Origin of the sequence: Methylosinus sp. LW3 (genome assembly GCF_000527115.1) — a bacterium.
Lineage (GTDB): Bacteria > Pseudomonadota > Alphaproteobacteria > Rhizobiales > Beijerinckiaceae > Methylosinus.
Genome location: NZ_AZUO01000001.1, coordinates 631,970 through 648,922, shown reverse-complemented (window position 1 = coordinate 648,922; position 16,953 = coordinate 631,970). Strand labels below are relative to the sequence as shown.

Here is a 16,953-nt window from a genome sequence, read left to right as displayed (position 1 = left end):
CGATGACCTTGTTGAAGAACATCTTCGCCGCGCTGCGCGCCTATGCGCTGACGCTCCTCGACGCGGTCGTCGCCCTTTTCTCGCTGATCGCGACGACGGCGCGCGCGCTCGTCACCGGCGAGGGAACGCTGAAGGAGCGTTTGGTCGGCGCGCTCACGCGGCCGAGCTCGCTGATCGAAATATTCGCGATCTTCCGCGCCGTGCTGCCCAATTTCGTGATCGGCAAGCAGCTGATCACCAGCTACGAGAACAATGGCACGGCCTTCGTCCTGCGCGCCACGGATGTGATCGAGGTGCTCGACCGCGAGGAGGATTTCGCCGTCGTCTATGAGCCGAAGATGCGCGCCATCACCGGCGGCCCGAATTTCTTCCTCGGCATGCAGAACACGGCGCAATATCAGCACGACACCTCGCTGATGAAGCTCGCCATGCGCCGCGACGATGTGGAGGCTCTGGTGACGCCGCTCGCCCGCGCGCGCGCCGAGGCCTATGCGAGCGCCTTTCCGACGCGCATCGACGTGCCGCAGGAGCTGACGCTGCGCGTTCCGGCCGCGATCGTCTCCGACTATTTCGGCGTCTCCGCGCAGGCCGAGACCGACGCCATCCAATGGGCGACGAGCTTGTTCTGGTGGCTGTTCGTCGATCTCAAAGGCGAGCCGGCGATCGAGACCAAGGCGCTGATGGCCGCCGACGAGCTGCGCAAGGCGATCGACGCCGCCATCGCCGCGCGCAAGGCCAGCGGCGAGACGAAGGACGATGTGCTCGGCCGTGCGCTGGAGCTGCAGAAAGGCGCGCCGGAGTTCGACGATCTCGCCATTCGCAACAATCTCATCGGCCTCGTCATCGGCGCGATCCCGACCATCTCCAAAGCCTCGGTGCAGGCGCTCGACCAATTGCTCGATCGGCCGGAAGCGCTCGCCGGAGCCCATGCCGCGGCGCAAGCGGGCGACGAGGCGCGGCTCGGCGCCTATCTCTTCGAGGCGCTGCGCTTCAACCCGGTCAATCCGGTCATCTACCGCCGCGCCAACCGCTCGACGGTGATCGCCGCCAACACCTTCCGCGCCCGTAAGATCCCGGAGGGGGCCATGGTGCTCGCCTCCAATCTCTCGGCCATGTTCGATCCGCTGCAGATCGACAAGCCGAACGAGTTCCGCGTCGATCGTCCCTGGGGCAATTACATCCTCTGGGGCTATGGCATGCACACTTGCTTCGGCGCCTATATCAACCGCGCCGTCATCCCGGCCATTCTGCGCCCCGTGCTGGCGCGCCCCAATCTGCGCCGCGCGGCCGGCGCGGCGGGCCAAATCGACGCCACGACGCCCTTCCCGCAGCATTTCGTGGTAGAGAGCGACTGACGGGCGGCTCGAGCGCGGCGCCCGTCGCCCTTCTCCGCGACGAGAGGGGAAATGAGCTCCGCCGCGCCGAAGGAAATCCCACGTGTCCGACGCCAACGCCGATATAGACGCCCTGCCCTTCGAGAAGGCGATACAGGAGCTCGAGGAGATCGTCGGCAAGCTCGAGAAGGCGAGCGTCTCGCTCGACGATTCGGTGAAGCTCTATGAGCGCGGCGAGGCGCTGAAGAAGCGCTGCGACACGCTGCTGCGCGAGGCCGAGGCCCGCATAGAGAAGATCACGCTCGGCGCCGATGGCGCGCCCAAGGGGACGGCGCCGCTCGACGTTGAATGAGCCCGCCGGCGCTTCGCTTCTTTTTAAACTACAGGGCCGTCATTGCGAGGAGCGCAGCGCCGAAGCAATCCAGGGGCCGCCCAACGGCTCTGGATTGCTTCGCTTCGCTCGCAATGACGGGCGAGAGGCGAGGGTTTCGCGCCCGAATCGCTCACTTGCGGATCGTCACCTTGCGGCCGTCGCGAATATCGGCGGGCGGATCGAGCGCGATGGTCTCGTCGCCCGTCAATCCTTGATCGACATCGACATTGGTGCCGAAATCGCGCGTGATGTTGATCTTCGCGAGGCGCACGACATCGTCCTTGCCGATCACCGCGACGCGCGGCCCCTCTGCGCCGAAGAGGATCGACGGCGCCGGAATATTCACCAGCGGCCGCGGGCGCGGAATATCGAGCACGACGCGCACGAACATTCCGGGCCGCAGCTCGCCGGTGGGATTGGGCACGTCCACCTCGGTGAGCAGGGTGCGCGAGGCGGCGGCGAGCGAATTGGCGTTGCGCGCGATACGGCCCTTGAAGGTCTTGCCGGGCATCTCCGGCGCCTCGACCTTGGACTCGAGACCATCGACGAGACCCGCCGCCTCCGATTGCGGCACCGACACTTGCACGCGCAGAATATCGTCGCGCGCCAGGGAGAAGAGCGGCGTGCCGCTATTGGCGTCGGCGCTGACGAGATCGCCCACCTCTATGTTGCGCGCCGTCACCACGCCGCGGAAAGGCGCGGTGACGTCCTTGAAGCCGACGAGCTGCTTCAGCCGATCCACATTGGCCTGCGCCGCGGCGATATTGGCCTGCGCGACCTCGACGCCCGCCTGCGCCGATTGCAGATTGGCGTTCTGCGTCTCGACGTTTGCAGCGTTGATGTCGTTGTTCTGCTTGCTCTCGTAATTATTTTTGACGAGTTGCGAGCTGCGGCCGTAGGTGAGCTTGGCGAGGTTGAGATTGGCCTTGGTCTGCTCCACCTGCGCCTTGGATTGCAGCAGCTGGGCCTTGTTGAGCGCGAGCTGCGCCTGCGCCTGCGCATATTGCTGATCGAGATCGGGCGCCGAAATGCGCAGGAGAAGATCGCCCTGCTTCACCTTGCTGCCGATATCGACGCGCCGCTCGGCGATATAGCCCGTCGCGCGCGCGAAGAGGCGCGCCTGCTCGAAGGCGAGCGTCTGGCCGGGCAATTCTATATGCACGGGGCCGGCGACTTTCGTCACCTTGGTCGCGCGCAGGCTGAGCGTCGCATTGGCCTGCTCCTGCTGAAACGCCTGCGCGTCATGCTCCTGCGCCGCATGACGGCGCAGGCCGATGAGCAGCACCAGAGCGAGAAGCGCGAGAAGAAGAAAGAAGGGGAGCTTGCGCAGACGCGGCGGCGGCGCCTCATGCACGCCGACGCCGGTCGAAGCGAATCCGCGTCCCTGCGGCTGCGACATCTCGGTCATAGATAATCCCTCGGAGGCTGAACCTCTCCGCGCCGCAGCAGCGAATAGAGGAAAGGCACGAAAAGCAGAGTCGAGCATGTGCCGAAAGCAATGCCGCCCATCACCGCGCGGGCGAGCGCGGCGTTCTGCTCGGCGCCTTCGCCGAGCGCGAGCGACATGGGCAGAAGGCCGACGAACATCGCCGTCGCCGTCATGATCACCGGACGAATTCGCGTCAGCCCGGCCTCGATCGCCGCCTCTTCCGCGGAGACGCCGGTCGCCTCTCTATGCTCGCGCGCGAAAGTGACGAGCAGGATGGAATTGGCCGAAGCGACGCCGACCGACATTATGGCGCCCATCAATGACGGAATGGAGAAGGTCGTGCCGGTGACGTAGAGCGCGAAGACGATGCCGCAGAAGGCGATGGGCAGAGCCAGAATGACGACGAAAGGATCGCCCCAGCTCTGGAAGTTCACCACCATCAGCAGATAGACGAAGATCATGGAGGCGACGAGGCCGAGGCCGATGCGCGCGAAAGCCTGATTTTTGCTGTCGATCTGGCCGCGAATGACAATGTAGTTGCCGGGCTTCAGCTCCGGCTCGATCTCCGCGATCGCCTTGCGCAAATCCCGCTCGACGCCGCCGAGATCGCGATCCTGAATATTGGCGTAGACGTCATAGGTCGGCTGCGTGTTGGAATGATCGGCGACGCTCTGCTCCACGCCGCGCTTCCATTGCGCGACATTGGTCAGAAGATCGACCTGCGCCGAGCCGGCGCCGCTCAGATCGGAGATCGGCGTGTTGGCGAAGGCGTTGAGCGAGGCGATGCGATATTCGGGCGTCTGCACCGCGACCTGATAGGGAATGCCCGTCACCGGATCGGCCCAGAAATTGGGCGTCACCTGGAAGGAGGACGACAGCGAGATATTCACATTATTGGCGATCTGCTGGACGCTGACGCCGAGCTGCTGGCCCTTCCAGCGATCTATGTCGACGAAGAATTCCGGCGCGTCGAGAATCTGGTGAATATGCGCGTCGACGACGCCGCGCACTTGCGTCACGCGATCCAAGAGCTTGCGCACGATGATCTTATTGCCGGGCGCATCGCGCCCGACGACGCGCAGCGCGATCGGCGCGGGAAGGCCGAAGTTCAAAATCTGCGTGACGATGTCGGCCGGCTGGAAATAGAAGATCGAGTCCGGAAAGCGCTGCGGCAGGACCTGGCGCAGCTTGCGCATGTAGCCCGCCGTCGGCGCATGGCCATGCGCGAGCGAGATCATGATCTGCCCGTCATTATAGCCGACCGTCGTGCCGTCGGAAAAAGCGTAATTATAGGTGATCTGCGGCAGGCCGATATTGTCGAGGATCAGAGCGAGATCATGAGGCGGGATCGTCTCGCGAATGACGTCCTCCACCTTTTGGAACAGGCGCTCGGTCTCCTCTATGCGCAGGCCGGAGCGGCCGCGCACATGCAAGGTCATCTGGCCGGCGTCGATCTGCGGATAATAATCCTCGCCGACCGAGACGAACAGAAAAGCGCCGAAGGCGAAGACGCCGGCGACGGCGGCGAGCGTGCGGCCCTTGTGGCGCAGCACCGCGACCAGCAGCAGCGCATATTGGCCGCGCAGCTTCTCGAAGGCATGCTCGAAGCCGAGCTGAATGCGCGTCAGAATAGCGGCGAAGCCGGTGCGGCGCGCGTCGCTCTCACGCTCGCGCTCCGCGTGATGCTCATGGATGAGCAGCTGGTCCATCAAAATCGGCACCAGCGTTCGCGACAGAAAATAGGAGGCCAGCATGGCGAAGACGACGGCCAGCGCCTGCGGCACGAAGAGAAAGCGCGCGGCGTCGGTGAGGAAGAGCACGGAGACGAAGGCCGCGCAAATGGCGAGCGTCGAGATCAGCGCCGGCTTGGCGATGCCGGCGGCGCCCTCCGCCACCGCATAGCGGAAATCCTTGCCCTCCTCGAACAGGCGATAGGTGTTCTCGATGGCGACAGTGGCGTCGTCCACCAATATGCCGACCGCGAGCGCCATGCCGCCGAGCGTCATGATGTTGATCGTATGGCCGAGCGCGCTGAGCGCGGCGAGCGAGGCGAGGATCGACAGCGGAATGGAGATGACGACGATCAGCGTGGAGCGCCAGGAGCCGAGGAACAGAAGGATCATCAGCGCGGTGAGACCCGCGGCGATGACGCCCTCGTGCAGCACGTCCGATATTGCGTTGGAGACGAAAACCGATTGGTCGAACAATTCGGCGATCGTCGTGTCCTTGGGGATCGACTCGCGCAGCTTGGCGATGCCGGCCTTCACATTCTCGACGACATTGAGCGTCGAGGCGTTGCCGTTCTTCAATATGGTCAGCAGCACGGCGCGCGAGCCGTCGACGCGCACGATATTCTGCTGCGGCGGGTTGCCGTCGCGCACTTGCGCCACGTCGCGGATCAAGAGCGGCGCGCCATCGGCCACGCGGATCGGAATGCTGTTGAGCGTCGATAGCGCGTCGGGCGTCGAATTGAGGCGCACGACATATTGCAGATCGCCCAATTTCACGAGGCCGGAGGGCACCACCAGATTGCCCGCGGTGATGGCGTTGACGACATCGAGCGGCGTGAGGCCGCGCGCCTGCAGCGTCGCCGTGTCGAGATCGACCATGATCTGGCGCTGCTTGCCGCCCCAGGGCGTCGGCAGAGTGACGCCGGGCGTCGTCGTCAGCTGCTGGCGGACGCGATAGAGGCCCATGTCGTAGAGCTGCTGCTCATTGAGGCTCTTGCTGGAGAGCGCGAGCTGAATGACCGGCACTTGCGAGGCCGAATAGCGCACGACGGTCGGCGGATTGATGCCGGGCGGCATCAAGGCGCGAATGGAGTTCATCGCCGAGACGACCTGCGTGATGGCGAGCTCTATGTTCACATCCGGCTGGAAATAGATCTTGATGACCGCGACGCCCTGCAGCGTCTGGCTCTCCATATTGCGAATGCCGTTGACATTGTTGGAGGTGGAGAGCTCGGCATAGGTGGTGACGCGGCTCTCCATCTCGGCGGTGGAGAGACCGGTGTAGGACCAGATGACCGTCACGACCGGGATGTCGACATTGGGGAACACGTCCTTGGGCGTCGAGACGATCGCCGCGCCGCCGAGGAACGTCATCAAAATGGCCAGGACGTAGAACGTCAGCCGAAACTTGAGCGCATATTTGACGAGTTCCATGGACGTCTTCCACTCTCACTACGCCGCGGGCGCCGCCGTCCGCTTCGCTCTCGCCTCGTCCGATCCCGGACCATCGATCAGCCGACCGCGCTCCGCGCCTTCGGCTTTTTCGTCGAGCAGCTCATTTTCTCGATCAGATTGCCGCGCGCCGTCTCCAGCACGCGCATCAATGTCGCGCGGTCCTCGTCGCTGACGCCGGCCAGCGCCTCCTGGCGGGTCGCCTCGGAGATAGGCGCTATGGCCTCGACCAGCGGCCAGGCCGCCGCGGTGAGGAACAGCAGCCAGACGCGCCGGTCGGTCTCGTGCGGCCGGCGCTCCACCAGGCCCAGCGCCTGCAGCCGATCGACGGTGCGGCCGAGCGTGATCGGCTCGAGATCGAGCATTTCGGCGAGCACGCACTGGCTGACGCCCTCATTGCGCGACAGATAGGCCAGGGCCTGGGTCTGCGCGCGCGTCAGGCCTAATTCGCGGGCATTCTGCTCGAACCGCTTGCGCATCAGCCGTGCTGCATCATGCAGCAGAAAGCAGAAGGTGGTCGGCGGCGGCGAGGGCATTAGGCGCGCTTTCTATAGCAGTGCTTTTGATGAGCATGCTTATTAAATAGGTGCGGCGCGGCGAATTCAAGCCCCGCCTGAGCCGCCCCCCGCCCTTCGGAAGAAAATTTCGGCCCTATTTAGGATGAAGGCAGGAGCCGATTGCCGCGCGGACCGTCGCGCCTATCGTAATTATGGCAATTCGGCGCCGAGACGGTCCCGAGCCATCACGGCTGGGAGACAAAGGGAGGATGACGGGAATGAGGCTGCTTTTGGCTTGCACATTCTTGCTGATCTGCGCGGCCTCGGCCGACGCCGCGCAGCGCGGGTCGGCCCGCCAGCGCTCGGCCTGCACGGACGACGCCTATAAATTCTGCGAGCGCTACGTGCCGGACGCCGCGGCGGTGGAAAGCTGCCTGAAGGCCAATATCGGCGGGCTCAGCCGCGCCTGCAAGGCGCAGATGCAAGGGGCCGCGGCCGCCAAGAAGCGCGGCCGCCGTCACTGACGCGCAGGCGTCAGAGCCGCCGCGCGAAACGGCGAATGTCGACGCCATTCTGGGCGAGAAGATCGCGCAAGGCGGGCGGGAGATTTACCACGCGGGTGGCGTTGCCATCATATTGGCAGGCGCTGCGCAGGCTGACGTAATGGCCATAGATGCGATTGGTCTCCTGATCGCCGATAACCGAGCGCGCCTCGCCCAGAAGATAACCGACTTGATCTTCGCTGTATTGCGATACCAGCTGGCAGCCGACGGCGACCTTTTCGGCGCATGCCGGAAAAGAGACCAAGGTGACAACGGCCGCCGTTACGAGAATCTTCATGCTATTTCCTCGATATTGCAGGGTAAGAGCGACCTCGTGTCGCGCTGATCTTCGTATCTGACCTCCTCTCTCTTTCGGAGCTTCTTGGCCGAAGTTTGGCCCGAGGCCGCAGCGCGCCGCGCGCAACCACGCCCGCGGCGCGTCGAAAAGCGAAAACGCGACTATGTTCAACGGAATGTTTACGCTTAACGCCAATGTTCAGGGCCAGATAAGTCCTTTCCGGGACATTTGGCCCGATCGTAATGTGTAAAGCCCGCTCGAGACGGGCGGTTGGAGTAGCGTCATGAGTTTGTCGGTTTCCGGCGATGACCTCCCCTATGGCTCCGGCCCGCTGAGGGCGCGTCCGCTCGGCAATCTCGCCGCAGTGTCGATGGGCGTCGCGGCGCTTCTGGTGCTGCTGGCCTCGCTCGCCTTCGTCCGCACGCCGCAGCAGGAGGCCGCGACCGCGCCGGCCGCCGCGCCAAAGGCGAGCGCCGCGCCCAGCTACGCGTCCACGTCTGCGCCTGCGGCCGCCGCAGAACGCGTCGCCGCCTTCCGGCTCGAGGCGCCCGAGATCGACAAGGATCCGCGGATCACCTTCGATCAGCCGCTTCCTTCGGGCGGGCGCCAGGAGACGCACGCCTTCGGCGCCTTCGACACGGGCCGGCCCTATCTGCGGCTCGACATTCTGCAGCCCGCCGGCGAGAAGCTCGGCAATTCCGACTTCTTCCTGGATGTGGCGCGCCACGCCGCCCAGGCCGGCCTCGGCGTCGTCCGCATCGGCCAGCCGACGCCGCTGGTGACGCGCGCCGGCGCCTTCGAGGCGGCGGAGATCAAATTGTCGCTGCGCGAGGGCGGCGTCGCGGCCGCGGCGGCGGGCGAGCGCACCTGCCTCGCCATGCGCCTCGTCAACGCCAGCCTGTCGATGGAGATCGCCGGCATCGCCTGCGGCGCCGGGGCCAAGCCGATCGACCGCCGCGCCATGGGCTGCCTGCTCGACCGCATCTATTATCTGCCCGCCGGCGACAACAAAGCGCTGGCCCGCTCCTTCCCCAAGACGGAGGGGCCGGGCTGCCTCGCCCCCGCCCCCGCGAGCGACGCCGAGCCCGCCAAGCCCGCCGCGAAAAAACGCGCGGCGCGCCACTGAGCGCGCCTACCTAGGGGCGGTCCGGCGCTTTCGTCGGACCGCTTTCAGCTTTCATGAGGCGCCATTCGCGACGGCCGGTATCGCCCGGCGACGTGATTGGTTATGATCCTGTCGATATCGGAATCAGGAGATGAGGATGCGTCATTTCGTCAGTTTGTCGGCCGGACTCGCCTGCCTTCTCGCCCTCGCGACGGCGGGCGAGGCGCTCGCCAAAACGCATCGCTCCGCGCATCGTCATTTCATTCCCGCGGAGGGAATCGTCGTGGCGACCGGCCCCATCCCTTATGTGCGCCAGCCGCTGGTGGTTCCGCGCCGCAGCTGGCTCGATCCCGGCCCGGTCGTCCCGGTCGGCTCGACCAATCGCTACATGGTGGAAGCCACCTATTTCGCCTATCAGCCGATGGAGGACAATCAGCGCAGCTGGTTCATGCAGGAGACGCTGCCGAACCGCCGCCGCTTCGAGGTTCTGCCCTATCGCGACGGCATCGCGCCGATCTGGTGGCCCTGAGCCCCGCCTCTCGGCTTCGCTTTTTCGGCCGGCCCGCGCTTCGCGAGCCGGCCTTTTTCTTGACTTCCGCCGCTCACGCGGATAATCACCCCCGGTCCGGCGCGGGGAAACCTTCGCCGGCCCGCACCCGTGGCCGTTCCTGAACGGCCTGTCGGCCGGTTTCCGGCAGAGGAGGGCGCGTTCTTTTGACGCGAGAGGCATGCCTCGTCGCGCGGGAACGTGGTTCGGCGACGCTCGCCTCTGACCGAGGCCGGGCGCGGCGTCTCGTTTTCGCGCTTTTGCGAGGCTGCGAAAAGGAAGAGGACGCCGGCAAGTGACGAAACGCGCCGAAGCCAAATATAAAATCGATCGCCGTCTCGGACAGAACATCTGGGGCCGCCCGAAGAGCCCGGTGAACCGTCGCGAATACGGCCCCGGCCAGCACGGCCAGCGCCGCAAGGGCAAGCCCTCCGACTTCGGCACGCAGCTCAAGGCCAAGCAGAAGCTCAAGGGCTATTACGGCAACATCTCCGAGAAGCAGTTCCGCAAATATTATGCGGAGGCCATCCGGCTGAAGGGCGACTCGGGAGACAATCTGATCGGCCTGCTCGAGCGCCGTCTCGACGCCGTGGTCTATCGCGCCAAATTCGTGCCGACCGTCTTCGCCTCGCGGCAGTTCATCAACCACGGCCACATCAAGGTGAATGGCCGCCGGGTGAACATTCCGTCCTATCTCGTGAAGCCGGGCGATGTCGTCGAGGTGAAGGAGAGCTCCAGGCAGATCCTCATCGTCCTCGAGGCAGTCGGTCTCGCCGAGCGCGACGTGCCGGAATATTACGAGGTCGATCATCAGAAGATGACGGCCAAGCTCTCGCGCGTGCCGCTTCCCTCCGAAGTGCCCTATCCGGTGCAGATGGAGCCGAACCTGGTCATCGAGTTCTACTCGCGCTGATCGACTTTCGCCGGCCCGGAGCTTTCGGGCCGGCGTATCTTTATCGTCAGGCCGTGGCGCTGGGCCGGGCGGACGCCGCGGGGCGGAAGGGCGTATCGTCCTCGGGCGCTATCGGCGCATAATGGCCGAACCGTAGATTATGGCTCGCGCGCCCTTTGGCCAGCGCGCTCAGCGCATCGCCATAGCCGAGCAATTCCGCGAGCGGCGCGGTCGCCGTGATCCGCGTGGTCTCGTCGCCCTGCTCCGCCTTCAGAGCCTGCGCGCGCCGGCCGCGCAAATCCTCGATCACCGCTTCCGCAATGTCATTGGGCGCGACTGTCTCGACGCTCATGATCGGCTCGAGCAATTCGCTGCTTTTGGCCAATGCCTCCCGCGTCGCGGCGCGCGCGGCGATCTCGAAGGCCAGCACCGATGAATCCGAGCCATGGCCGGCGCCGTCCACCAGAGCCGCTTTCAGCTCCACGACAGGCCGGCCGAGAATGACGCCGCTCTCCACCACAGAGACGACGCCGCGCTCTACCCCGTCGACGAATTCGGCCGGAACGGAACTCTCCGGCGCACGATTCTCGAAAATCTCGCCGCCCGCGCCATCCGTGTCGAAGACGAGCTTCACGCGGGCGTATTGGCCGGGCCGCTTATGGGTGAAATCGATTTCCTGGCGCCGCGACAGGCGCTCGCGATAGGCGACGCGCGGCGGGCCGATGATCGCCTCGACGGGCGACAGCTCCTGGAAGCGCGCGACAATGTCTCGCAGCCCCTCCTCGCTCGCCGCCTCGAGCAGCGCCTGCGTTCCGCCGATCACATCCAGATCGGAGACGCGCAGTCCGGGCGCGCCGGCGGACAGCCGCGCGAGCGCCTCGACGAGCTCCTCCCAATCGCGTTCGAGCTTGGGCTCTATCGTCACCGAGACGAGCAGCGGCGAATTATTCATGACGGCCTCCCCACATCTCCCGTCGCCGGCGGCGAATCGGGAGTAGGCGAGGCTAGCGGCGGCGTATGACAGGACGTCATACGCCGCGCCCACGCCCGCTCAATTGCGGCGCGCGAGGGAGCGCAGAAAGCCCTCCATATCCTCGGTCAGCTCTTGATCGATCGCCGGCGCCAATTTCAGCAGCAGATTGGCGACGAATGCCTGATCATTGCGCTTTTCCTCGAGCACTTCGCGCAGCACGGGGACATTGTCCTCGATATGGGTGAGGAAGGAAATGCCCTTCTCCAATGTGTCCGTCCAGCGCTCGCGGCTCCACAGCGCCAGCGGATACATGATCTCATGGACGAAATTGGATTTGCGCGCCTGCTCGAAGAAGCGAATGCCGGTGTTCCAATTCTCCTTGGCGCGCAGCGGCGGCGGCGGAATGTCGCCGAGCAGCAGCTTCTTGCCGGCGGCGCCGACATGATCCTCGAGGCTGATGGGCGGATCCATCGGCGTGCGGAAGCTCCACAGCGAGGTCGCGCCGGGGAAATCCTTGCCCATGCTCTCGACGAGCGCGGCCTCGACCTTGTCGGCCGCCGCCTTGTCGCCCTTGAGCGCCGCCGTCATGAAGAAGGCGAATAGCGCATCGCCGCCGTAAGTGACCGCCGCGGCGGCCTTCAATTGCTGGTCCGTGAGCTTGGGCGTGACGCCGTCGGCGGGAACCGTCACATCGCCGGCGCGCAGCGCGGTGATGAAGGTCGTGATCTCCAGCCAGCCCACATAATTGGCGATGAAGGCGTCGGGATCGACATAGACGATCGCCAGATTGAGAGGCTGCTTGCGCTTTTGCAGTTCCGCCATGTCCGTCATGGGTTATCCTTCCTGTCCCCAGTTTTCGCAGTCCCAGGCTATGCTTGGGCGCTCGCTTCCCGAGCCCCTCTCTCGGGCGCGGCGCCCGTCTTCATTCGTCGGCCAGCAGCACGCCGGTGATGCAGACGTCGCCGTCGTCGATCACGAGCGAAAGCGGCGTCAGCTTCCCGCCCTGGCACGGGCCGATGAAGCAATGGCCGGTGTCGAGGTCGAATTGGGAGCGATGCTGCCCGCATTCGAGGAAATTGCCCGACTCGTCGAGGAAATTGCCGGGCGAAGTGTCGAGACGCATCTGCTCATGCGGGCAGGAATTCTCGAAACCGTAGAAGTTGTTGCCTTTGCGCGTGATGATGATCGGCCACGGATTGCTGTCGCCGTTCTCATAGGCGCGCATCAGGACGAAGCCGGTGGCTTGACCGTCCTCTATGTGGCCTGTGCGACAAATCACAAACAGATCGTCCATGGGCTGATCCCTTTCGAACAAACATCCACGCTCCGTGCGACCCGGAGCGGACCCGTGAAATCGGGTAGCAAGCGATGAGCCAGCCTGATCCGGCGCTTGACGATATGGTCAAATCACCATACCAACCGGTTCTGATACGACTTCCGGCGGAACGGTTCGGCGCGTCCCCCCTCTCCCCGCGAGCGGGGAGAAGGAAGGCGGCAAATGCCGCGCGAACCAATCAGCCCGGAAGCCGTAGGAGAGAGTTGATGGTGCGCGCTGCGCCCCTCCCGAATTTTTGAGGACCCGGACCCCATGAACGCGCCCGAGCCTGACGAAGCCGCCGCTGGCGCGCGCGAGGACAATGCGCTCAAAGCGCAGCTCATCGGCAAGATCGGCCGGCTGATGAAGGAGCGCGGCCTCAAGCAGGTGGAGGCCGCGGGCCTGCTCGGCGTCAAGCAGCCGGACGTCTCCAAAATGCTGCGCGGCGATTTGCGCCAATTCTCGGTCGAGCGGCTGCTGCGTTTTCTGGTGGCGCTGGGGCAGGACGTCGAGATCGTCGTCAAGCCGCCGAGCGGCGCGGAGGCTCCGGCGCTGCGCGTCGCGCGTCTGTGACGCGGATAGACCATTCTTTTGAAAAAAGAGACGAAGGGATCGTGATGACCGAACTGCGATGGAGCGCGAAAATATGACCGCCGCCCTTGCGATCGAGCCGAAGCGCGATGACGCGCTCGACCAGAGCATCGCGCGCGCGTCCGGCGCGCTGCGCGCGCTCGCCAGAGGCGACGGCCATTGGTGCTTCGAGCTCGAGGCCGACGCCACGATTCCCGCCGAATATGTGCTGATGCGCCATTTCCGCGACGAGCCGATCGATCACGCGCTCGAGGGCAAGATCGCCGTCTATCTGCGCCGCATTCAGGGCGCGCATGGCGGCTGGCCTTTGTTCCGCGACGGCGCCCTCGATATGAGCGCCAGCGTGAAGGCCTATTTCGCGCTGAAGATGATCGGCGACGACATAGACGCGCCGCATATGAAACGCGCGCGCGAGGCGATCCTCGCCAATGGCGGGGCGGCGCGCACCAATGTCTTCACGCGCGCGCTACTGGCGCTCTATGGCGAAATTCCCTGGCGCGGCGTGCCGGCCATGCCGGTGGAGATCATGCTGCTGCCGAAATGGTTTCCCTTCCATATCGACAAGATCTCCTATTGGGGCCGCACCGTCCTCGTGCCGCTGCTGGTGCTGCAGACGTTGAAGCCGCAGGCGGTCAATCGGCTCGGCGTGCATATCGGCGAGCTCTTCACCACCCCGCCGAAGGAGGTGAAGAAATGGCCGACCGGCGCGCATCAGCATCCGGCGCTGGTCGCGATCTTCGGCGCGATCGACAGGCTGCTGCGCGCCGCCGATCCTTATTTTCCCAAAGGCCCGCGCCAGCGCGCGATAAAAGCGGCGGAGGCTTTCGTCACCGCGCGGCTGAACGGCGTCGACGGTCTCGGCGCCATCTTCCCGGCCATGGTCAATAGCCTGCTGATGTATGAGGTTCTCGGCGTCCCCGCCGATGACGAGCGCATCAAGCTCGCGCGCGAATCGATCGAACGTCTGCTCGTCGTCAAGGAAGACGAGGCCTATTGCCAGCCCTGCGTCTCGCCCGTGTGGGACACGGCGCTCGCCTGCCACACGCTGCTCGAGGTCGGCGGCGAGGAGGAGGAGGCGCGCGCCCGCGCCGGCCTCGATTGGCTCGCGCCCTTGCAAGTGCTGGATGTGAAGGGCGATTGGGCCGTGCAGCGGCCGAATGTGCGCCCCGGCGGCTGGGCCTTCCAATACGCCAACGCCTATTATCCCGATGTCGACGACACCGCCGTGGTGGTGACGGCGATGGATCGCTCCTACGCCGGCAGCGCCGAGCGTCCCTATGACGAGCGCATCGCCCGCGCGCGCGAATGGGTCGAGGGGCTGCAGAGCAAGAATGGCGGCTGGGGCGCCTTCGACGCCGACAATGAATATTATTATCTCAACCACATTCCCTTCGCCGATCATGGCGCGCTGCTCGATCCGCCGACCTCGGACGTCTCGGCCCGCTGCGTCTCCATGCTGGCGCAGCTCGGCGACACGATCGAGACCAGCCCCTGCATGAAGGCCGGCGTCGATTATCTCCTCGCCGAGCAGGAGCCGGACGGCAGCTGGTTCGGCCGCTGGGGAATGAACTATATATACGGGACCTGGTCGACGCTCTGCGCCCTCAACGCCGCCGGGCTGAAGCCGGAACATCGCGCCATGCGCCGCGCCGTCGATTGGCTCGTCGCGATCCAGAACGAGGACGGCGGCTGGGGCGAGGATGGAGATAGCTATAAGCTCGACTATCGCGGATTCGAGAAGGCGCCGAGCACTCCCTCGCAGACGGCGTGGGGCGTGCTGGCGCTGATGGCGGCGGGCGAGGTCGGCCATCCGGCGGTCGCCCGCGGCATAGCCTATCTGCAGGCCAATCAGGATGCGGATGGGCTGTGGAAGGAGGAGCGCTTCACCGCCACGGGCTTCCCGCGCGTCTTCTATCTGCGCTATCACGGCTACGCGAAATTCTTCCCGCTCTGGGCGCTCGCGCGCTATCGTAACCTCGAAAGGGGCAACAGCAAAATTGTCCAGACCGGACTCTAATCGTCGCTTGGACGGCCCGGATGAGGTGGAGCCCCCGCGCTTCCTCATCATCACGGGGCTGCTCAGCGAGCGCGCCTGCGCCGAGGGCGAAGGTCTGGTGCCGATTTGCAGCGGCGCCGACACAGAGGGCCTGCGCGCTGCGCTCGAGCGCACGCAGGGCTTCGCGCTCGCCGGCGTCGTCAGCTTCGGCATAGCGGGCGGGCTCGATCCTGCGCTGCGGCCGGGCGACGTCGTCATCGGCGCTTCCGTCGTCGCCGAGAGCAAGCGCTATGAGACGAGCGCCGAGCTGTCGTCCATATTGAGCGAAGGTCTCGGCGCCTCGGGCGGCAAGATCGTCTCGGGCGTCATCGCCGGCGTCGAGGCGCCCGTGCTCGACCCCAAGGCCAAAGCCGCGCTGCGCAAGAGGACCGGCGCCGCCGTCGTCGATATGGAGACGCATATCGCCGCGGAATTCGCCGAGCGCCGGCGCCTGCCGCTGGCCGTGGTGCGCGTGGTCAATGATCCGGCGGCGCGGGCGCTGCCGCCACTGGCCACCTCCGCCGTCACGCCGGACGGCGGCGTCGATTTCCGCGCTGTGTTTCGCGATCTCGCCCGCGAGCCGCGCCAGATCGGCGATCTCATTCTCGCCGGTCTGGACTTCCGCAAATCTTCGGCGACCTTAGGCCGCTGTGGGCGTCTTCTCGGCCCGCTCCTTAGCCTCGGCCTCTCGGAGCTCTGACAGCGTCGCGATATTCTTGTCGAAGACATATTGCGCCGGCCGCTGATTCTCGAGCGAGATGTCGGGCGCAAAATCGCCTTCCGTCTTCACGCCGCGCAGAGCGACCAGCGCCGCCTTCCACGGACGCGCGACGGCGTCCTTCACCGCCGTGGCCTCGAAGCCGCAATGGACCATGCAATCGGCGCATTTCTCGTAATTGCCGACGCCGTACGAGTCCCAATCGGTCTCGTCCATCAGCTGCTTGAAGGTCGGGACATAGCCCTCGCCCAGAAGATAGCAGGGACGCTGCCAGCCGAAGACGGTGCGCGCCGGATTGCCCCAGGGCGTGCAATGGTAGCTCTGATTGCCGGCCAAAAAGTCGAGGAACAGGCCCGACTGCACAAAGGCCCAGTCGCGTCCGCCGCGGCCGCGCTTCAGAATGCCGCGGAACAGCTCCTTGGTGCGGGCGCGATTGAGGAAATGCGCCTGATTGGGCGCGCGCTCATAGGCATAGCCCGGCGACACCGTCATGCCGTCTATGCCGATGCGCTTCACCTCGTCGAAGAAATCGGCGACGCGGGCCGGATCGGCGTCCTGGAAGAAGGTGCTGTTGATGGTGACGCGGAAGCCCTTGGACTTCGCCAGCTTGATCGCCTCGACGGCGCGCTTGTAGACGCCTGTCTGGCTCACCGCGCGATCATGCATCTCCTCGTCGCCGTCGAGATGGATCGACCAGGTGAAATAAGGGCTGGGCTTATATTGATCGATCTTTTTGGCGAGCAGCAGCGCATTGGTGCAGACGATGGCGAATTTCTTGCGCGCCATTATGCCTTCGACAATCTGCGGCAGCTCCTTGTGCAGCAGCGGCTCGCCGCCCGCGATGACGACGACCGGCGCGCCGCATTCGTCCACCGAGGCGAGGCAGTCCTCCGCCGAGAGGCGCTTGTCGAGAATATGGTCCGGATAGTCGATCTTGCCGCAGCCGGCGCAAGCGAGATTGCAGCGAAACAGCGGCTCGAGCATCAGCACCAGCGGATAGCGCTTCCGGCCGGCGAGATGCTGGCGGAGGATATAGCCCCCGATCGACATGATGTAGCGAAGCGGAATGGACAAGAAAGCTGTTCCTTCCAGGGACCGGCTCTTCGACAGAGCGGCGCGGAG

At 65.2% G+C, this 16,953-nt stretch carries 17 protein-coding genes; 9 read left to right on the top strand and 8 right to left on the bottom strand.

All coding sequences use genetic code 11. The features are described from left to right. Positions 1-2 precede the first annotated feature (2 nt). Together METLW3_RS0103190 and METLW3_RS0103185 are read left to right on the top strand one after the other, a co-directional pair. Complete coding sequence (locus METLW3_RS0103190) at positions 3-1,355, top strand: cytochrome P450 (RefSeq protein WP_024878556.1); 1,353 nt, start codon at positions 3-5, stop codon at positions 1,353-1,355. 82 nt (positions 1,356-1,437) lie between these two features. Next, a complete protein-coding gene (locus METLW3_RS0103185; protein ID WP_018266871.1) occupies positions 1,438-1,686 on the top strand; it encodes an exodeoxyribonuclease VII small subunit in 249 nt (82 codons plus the stop codon). Between the two features lie 151 nt (positions 1,687-1,837). On the opposite strand, the gene METLW3_RS0103180 is transcribed toward METLW3_RS0103185, so the two are convergent. The 3 genes from METLW3_RS0103180 to METLW3_RS0103170 form a co-directional block, all read right to left on the bottom strand. After that, positions 1,838-3,115, bottom strand: a complete 1,278-nt coding sequence (locus METLW3_RS0103180) for an efflux RND transporter periplasmic adaptor subunit (RefSeq protein ID WP_024878555.1) — start codon at positions 3,113-3,115, stop codon at positions 1,838-1,840. Next, complete coding sequence (locus METLW3_RS0103175) at positions 3,112-6,300, bottom strand: efflux RND transporter permease subunit (RefSeq protein ID WP_024878554.1); 3,189 nt, start codon at positions 6,298-6,300, stop codon at positions 3,112-3,114. The genes METLW3_RS0103180 and METLW3_RS0103175 overlap by 4 nt, the downstream gene beginning before the upstream one ends. A 77-nt stretch (positions 6,301-6,377) precedes the next feature. Then, positions 6,378-6,854, bottom strand: coding sequence for a MarR family winged helix-turn-helix transcriptional regulator (locus METLW3_RS0103170; protein ID WP_024878553.1), 477 nt, complete (start codon positions 6,852-6,854; stop codon positions 6,378-6,380). Between the two features lie 239 nt (positions 6,855-7,093). Here METLW3_RS0103170 and METLW3_RS0103165 point away from each other — a divergent pair, with 239 nt between their 5' ends. After that, complete coding sequence (locus METLW3_RS0103165; protein ID WP_024878552.1) at positions 7,094-7,339, top strand: hypothetical protein; 246 nt, start codon at positions 7,094-7,096, stop codon at positions 7,337-7,339. 10 nt (positions 7,340-7,349) lie between these two features. On the opposite strand, the gene METLW3_RS0103160 is transcribed toward METLW3_RS0103165, so the two are convergent. Beyond that, complete coding sequence (locus METLW3_RS0103160) at positions 7,350-7,655, bottom strand: hypothetical protein (protein ID WP_024878551.1); 306 nt, start codon at positions 7,653-7,655, stop codon at positions 7,350-7,352. Positions 7,656-7,938: 283 nt separating this feature from the next. On the opposite strand from METLW3_RS0103160, the gene METLW3_RS0103155 reads away from it, so the two are divergent. The 3 genes from METLW3_RS0103155 to rpsD all read left to right on the top strand — a co-directional run bounded on the left by METLW3_RS0103155 (position 7,939) and on the right by rpsD (position 10,220). Next, positions 7,939-8,781, top strand: coding sequence for a hypothetical protein (locus METLW3_RS0103155; protein ID WP_024878550.1), 843 nt, complete (start codon positions 7,939-7,941; stop codon positions 8,779-8,781). A 136-nt stretch (positions 8,782-8,917) separates the two neighbouring features. Further along, positions 8,918-9,289, top strand: a complete 372-nt coding sequence (locus METLW3_RS0103150; RefSeq protein ID WP_024878549.1) for a hypothetical protein — start codon at positions 8,918-8,920, stop codon at positions 9,287-9,289. 313 nt (positions 9,290-9,602) lie between these two features. Beyond that, positions 9,603-10,220, top strand: coding sequence for a 30S ribosomal protein S4 (gene rpsD, locus METLW3_RS0103145; RefSeq protein ID WP_024878548.1), 618 nt, complete (start codon positions 9,603-9,605; stop codon positions 10,218-10,220). A 46-nt stretch (positions 10,221-10,266) separates the two neighbouring features. On the opposite strand, the gene METLW3_RS0103140 is transcribed toward rpsD, so the two are convergent. The 3 genes from METLW3_RS0103140 to METLW3_RS0103130 all read right to left on the bottom strand — a co-directional run bounded on the left by METLW3_RS0103140 (position 10,267) and on the right by METLW3_RS0103130 (position 12,466). Beyond that, complete coding sequence (locus METLW3_RS0103140) at positions 10,267-11,151, bottom strand: hypothetical protein (protein WP_024878547.1); 885 nt, start codon at positions 11,149-11,151, stop codon at positions 10,267-10,269. A gap of 99 nt (positions 11,152-11,250) precedes the next feature. Further along, entirely contained in the window at positions 11,251-12,003 is a 753-nt protein-coding gene (locus METLW3_RS0103135) for a hypothetical protein (protein WP_024878546.1), read from the bottom strand. A gap of 91 nt (positions 12,004-12,094) precedes the next feature. Next, on the bottom strand, positions 12,095-12,466 hold the full coding sequence (locus METLW3_RS0103130) for a Rieske 2Fe-2S domain-containing protein (protein WP_024878545.1): 372 nt from the start codon (positions 12,464-12,466) through the stop codon (positions 12,095-12,097). A 294-nt stretch (positions 12,467-12,760) separates the two neighbouring features. Here METLW3_RS0103130 and METLW3_RS0103125 point away from each other — a divergent pair, with 294 nt between their 5' ends. The 3 genes from METLW3_RS0103125 to METLW3_RS0103115 all read left to right on the top strand — a co-directional run bounded on the left by METLW3_RS0103125 (position 12,761) and on the right by METLW3_RS0103115 (position 15,813). Continuing rightward, positions 12,761-13,060, top strand: coding sequence for a helix-turn-helix transcriptional regulator (locus METLW3_RS0103125; RefSeq protein WP_024878544.1), 300 nt, complete (start codon positions 12,761-12,763; stop codon positions 13,058-13,060). Positions 13,061-13,133: 73 nt separating this feature from the next. Then, complete coding sequence (gene shc / locus METLW3_RS0103120; RefSeq protein WP_198022733.1) at positions 13,134-15,095, top strand: squalene--hopene cyclase; 1,962 nt, start codon at positions 13,134-13,136, stop codon at positions 15,093-15,095. Between the two features lie 7 nt (positions 15,096-15,102). Next, on the top strand, positions 15,103-15,813 hold the full coding sequence (locus METLW3_RS0103115; RefSeq protein ID WP_024878542.1) for a phosphorylase: 711 nt from the start codon (positions 15,103-15,105) through the stop codon (positions 15,811-15,813). Here METLW3_RS0103115 and hpnH read toward each other — a convergent pair. Next, entirely contained in the window at positions 15,754-16,905 is a 1,152-nt protein-coding gene (gene hpnH / locus METLW3_RS0103110; RefSeq protein ID WP_024878541.1) for an adenosyl-hopene transferase HpnH, read from the bottom strand. The two genes, METLW3_RS0103115 and hpnH, sit on opposite strands and share 60 nt — an antisense overlap. Positions 16,906-16,953: the final 48 nt, after the last annotated feature.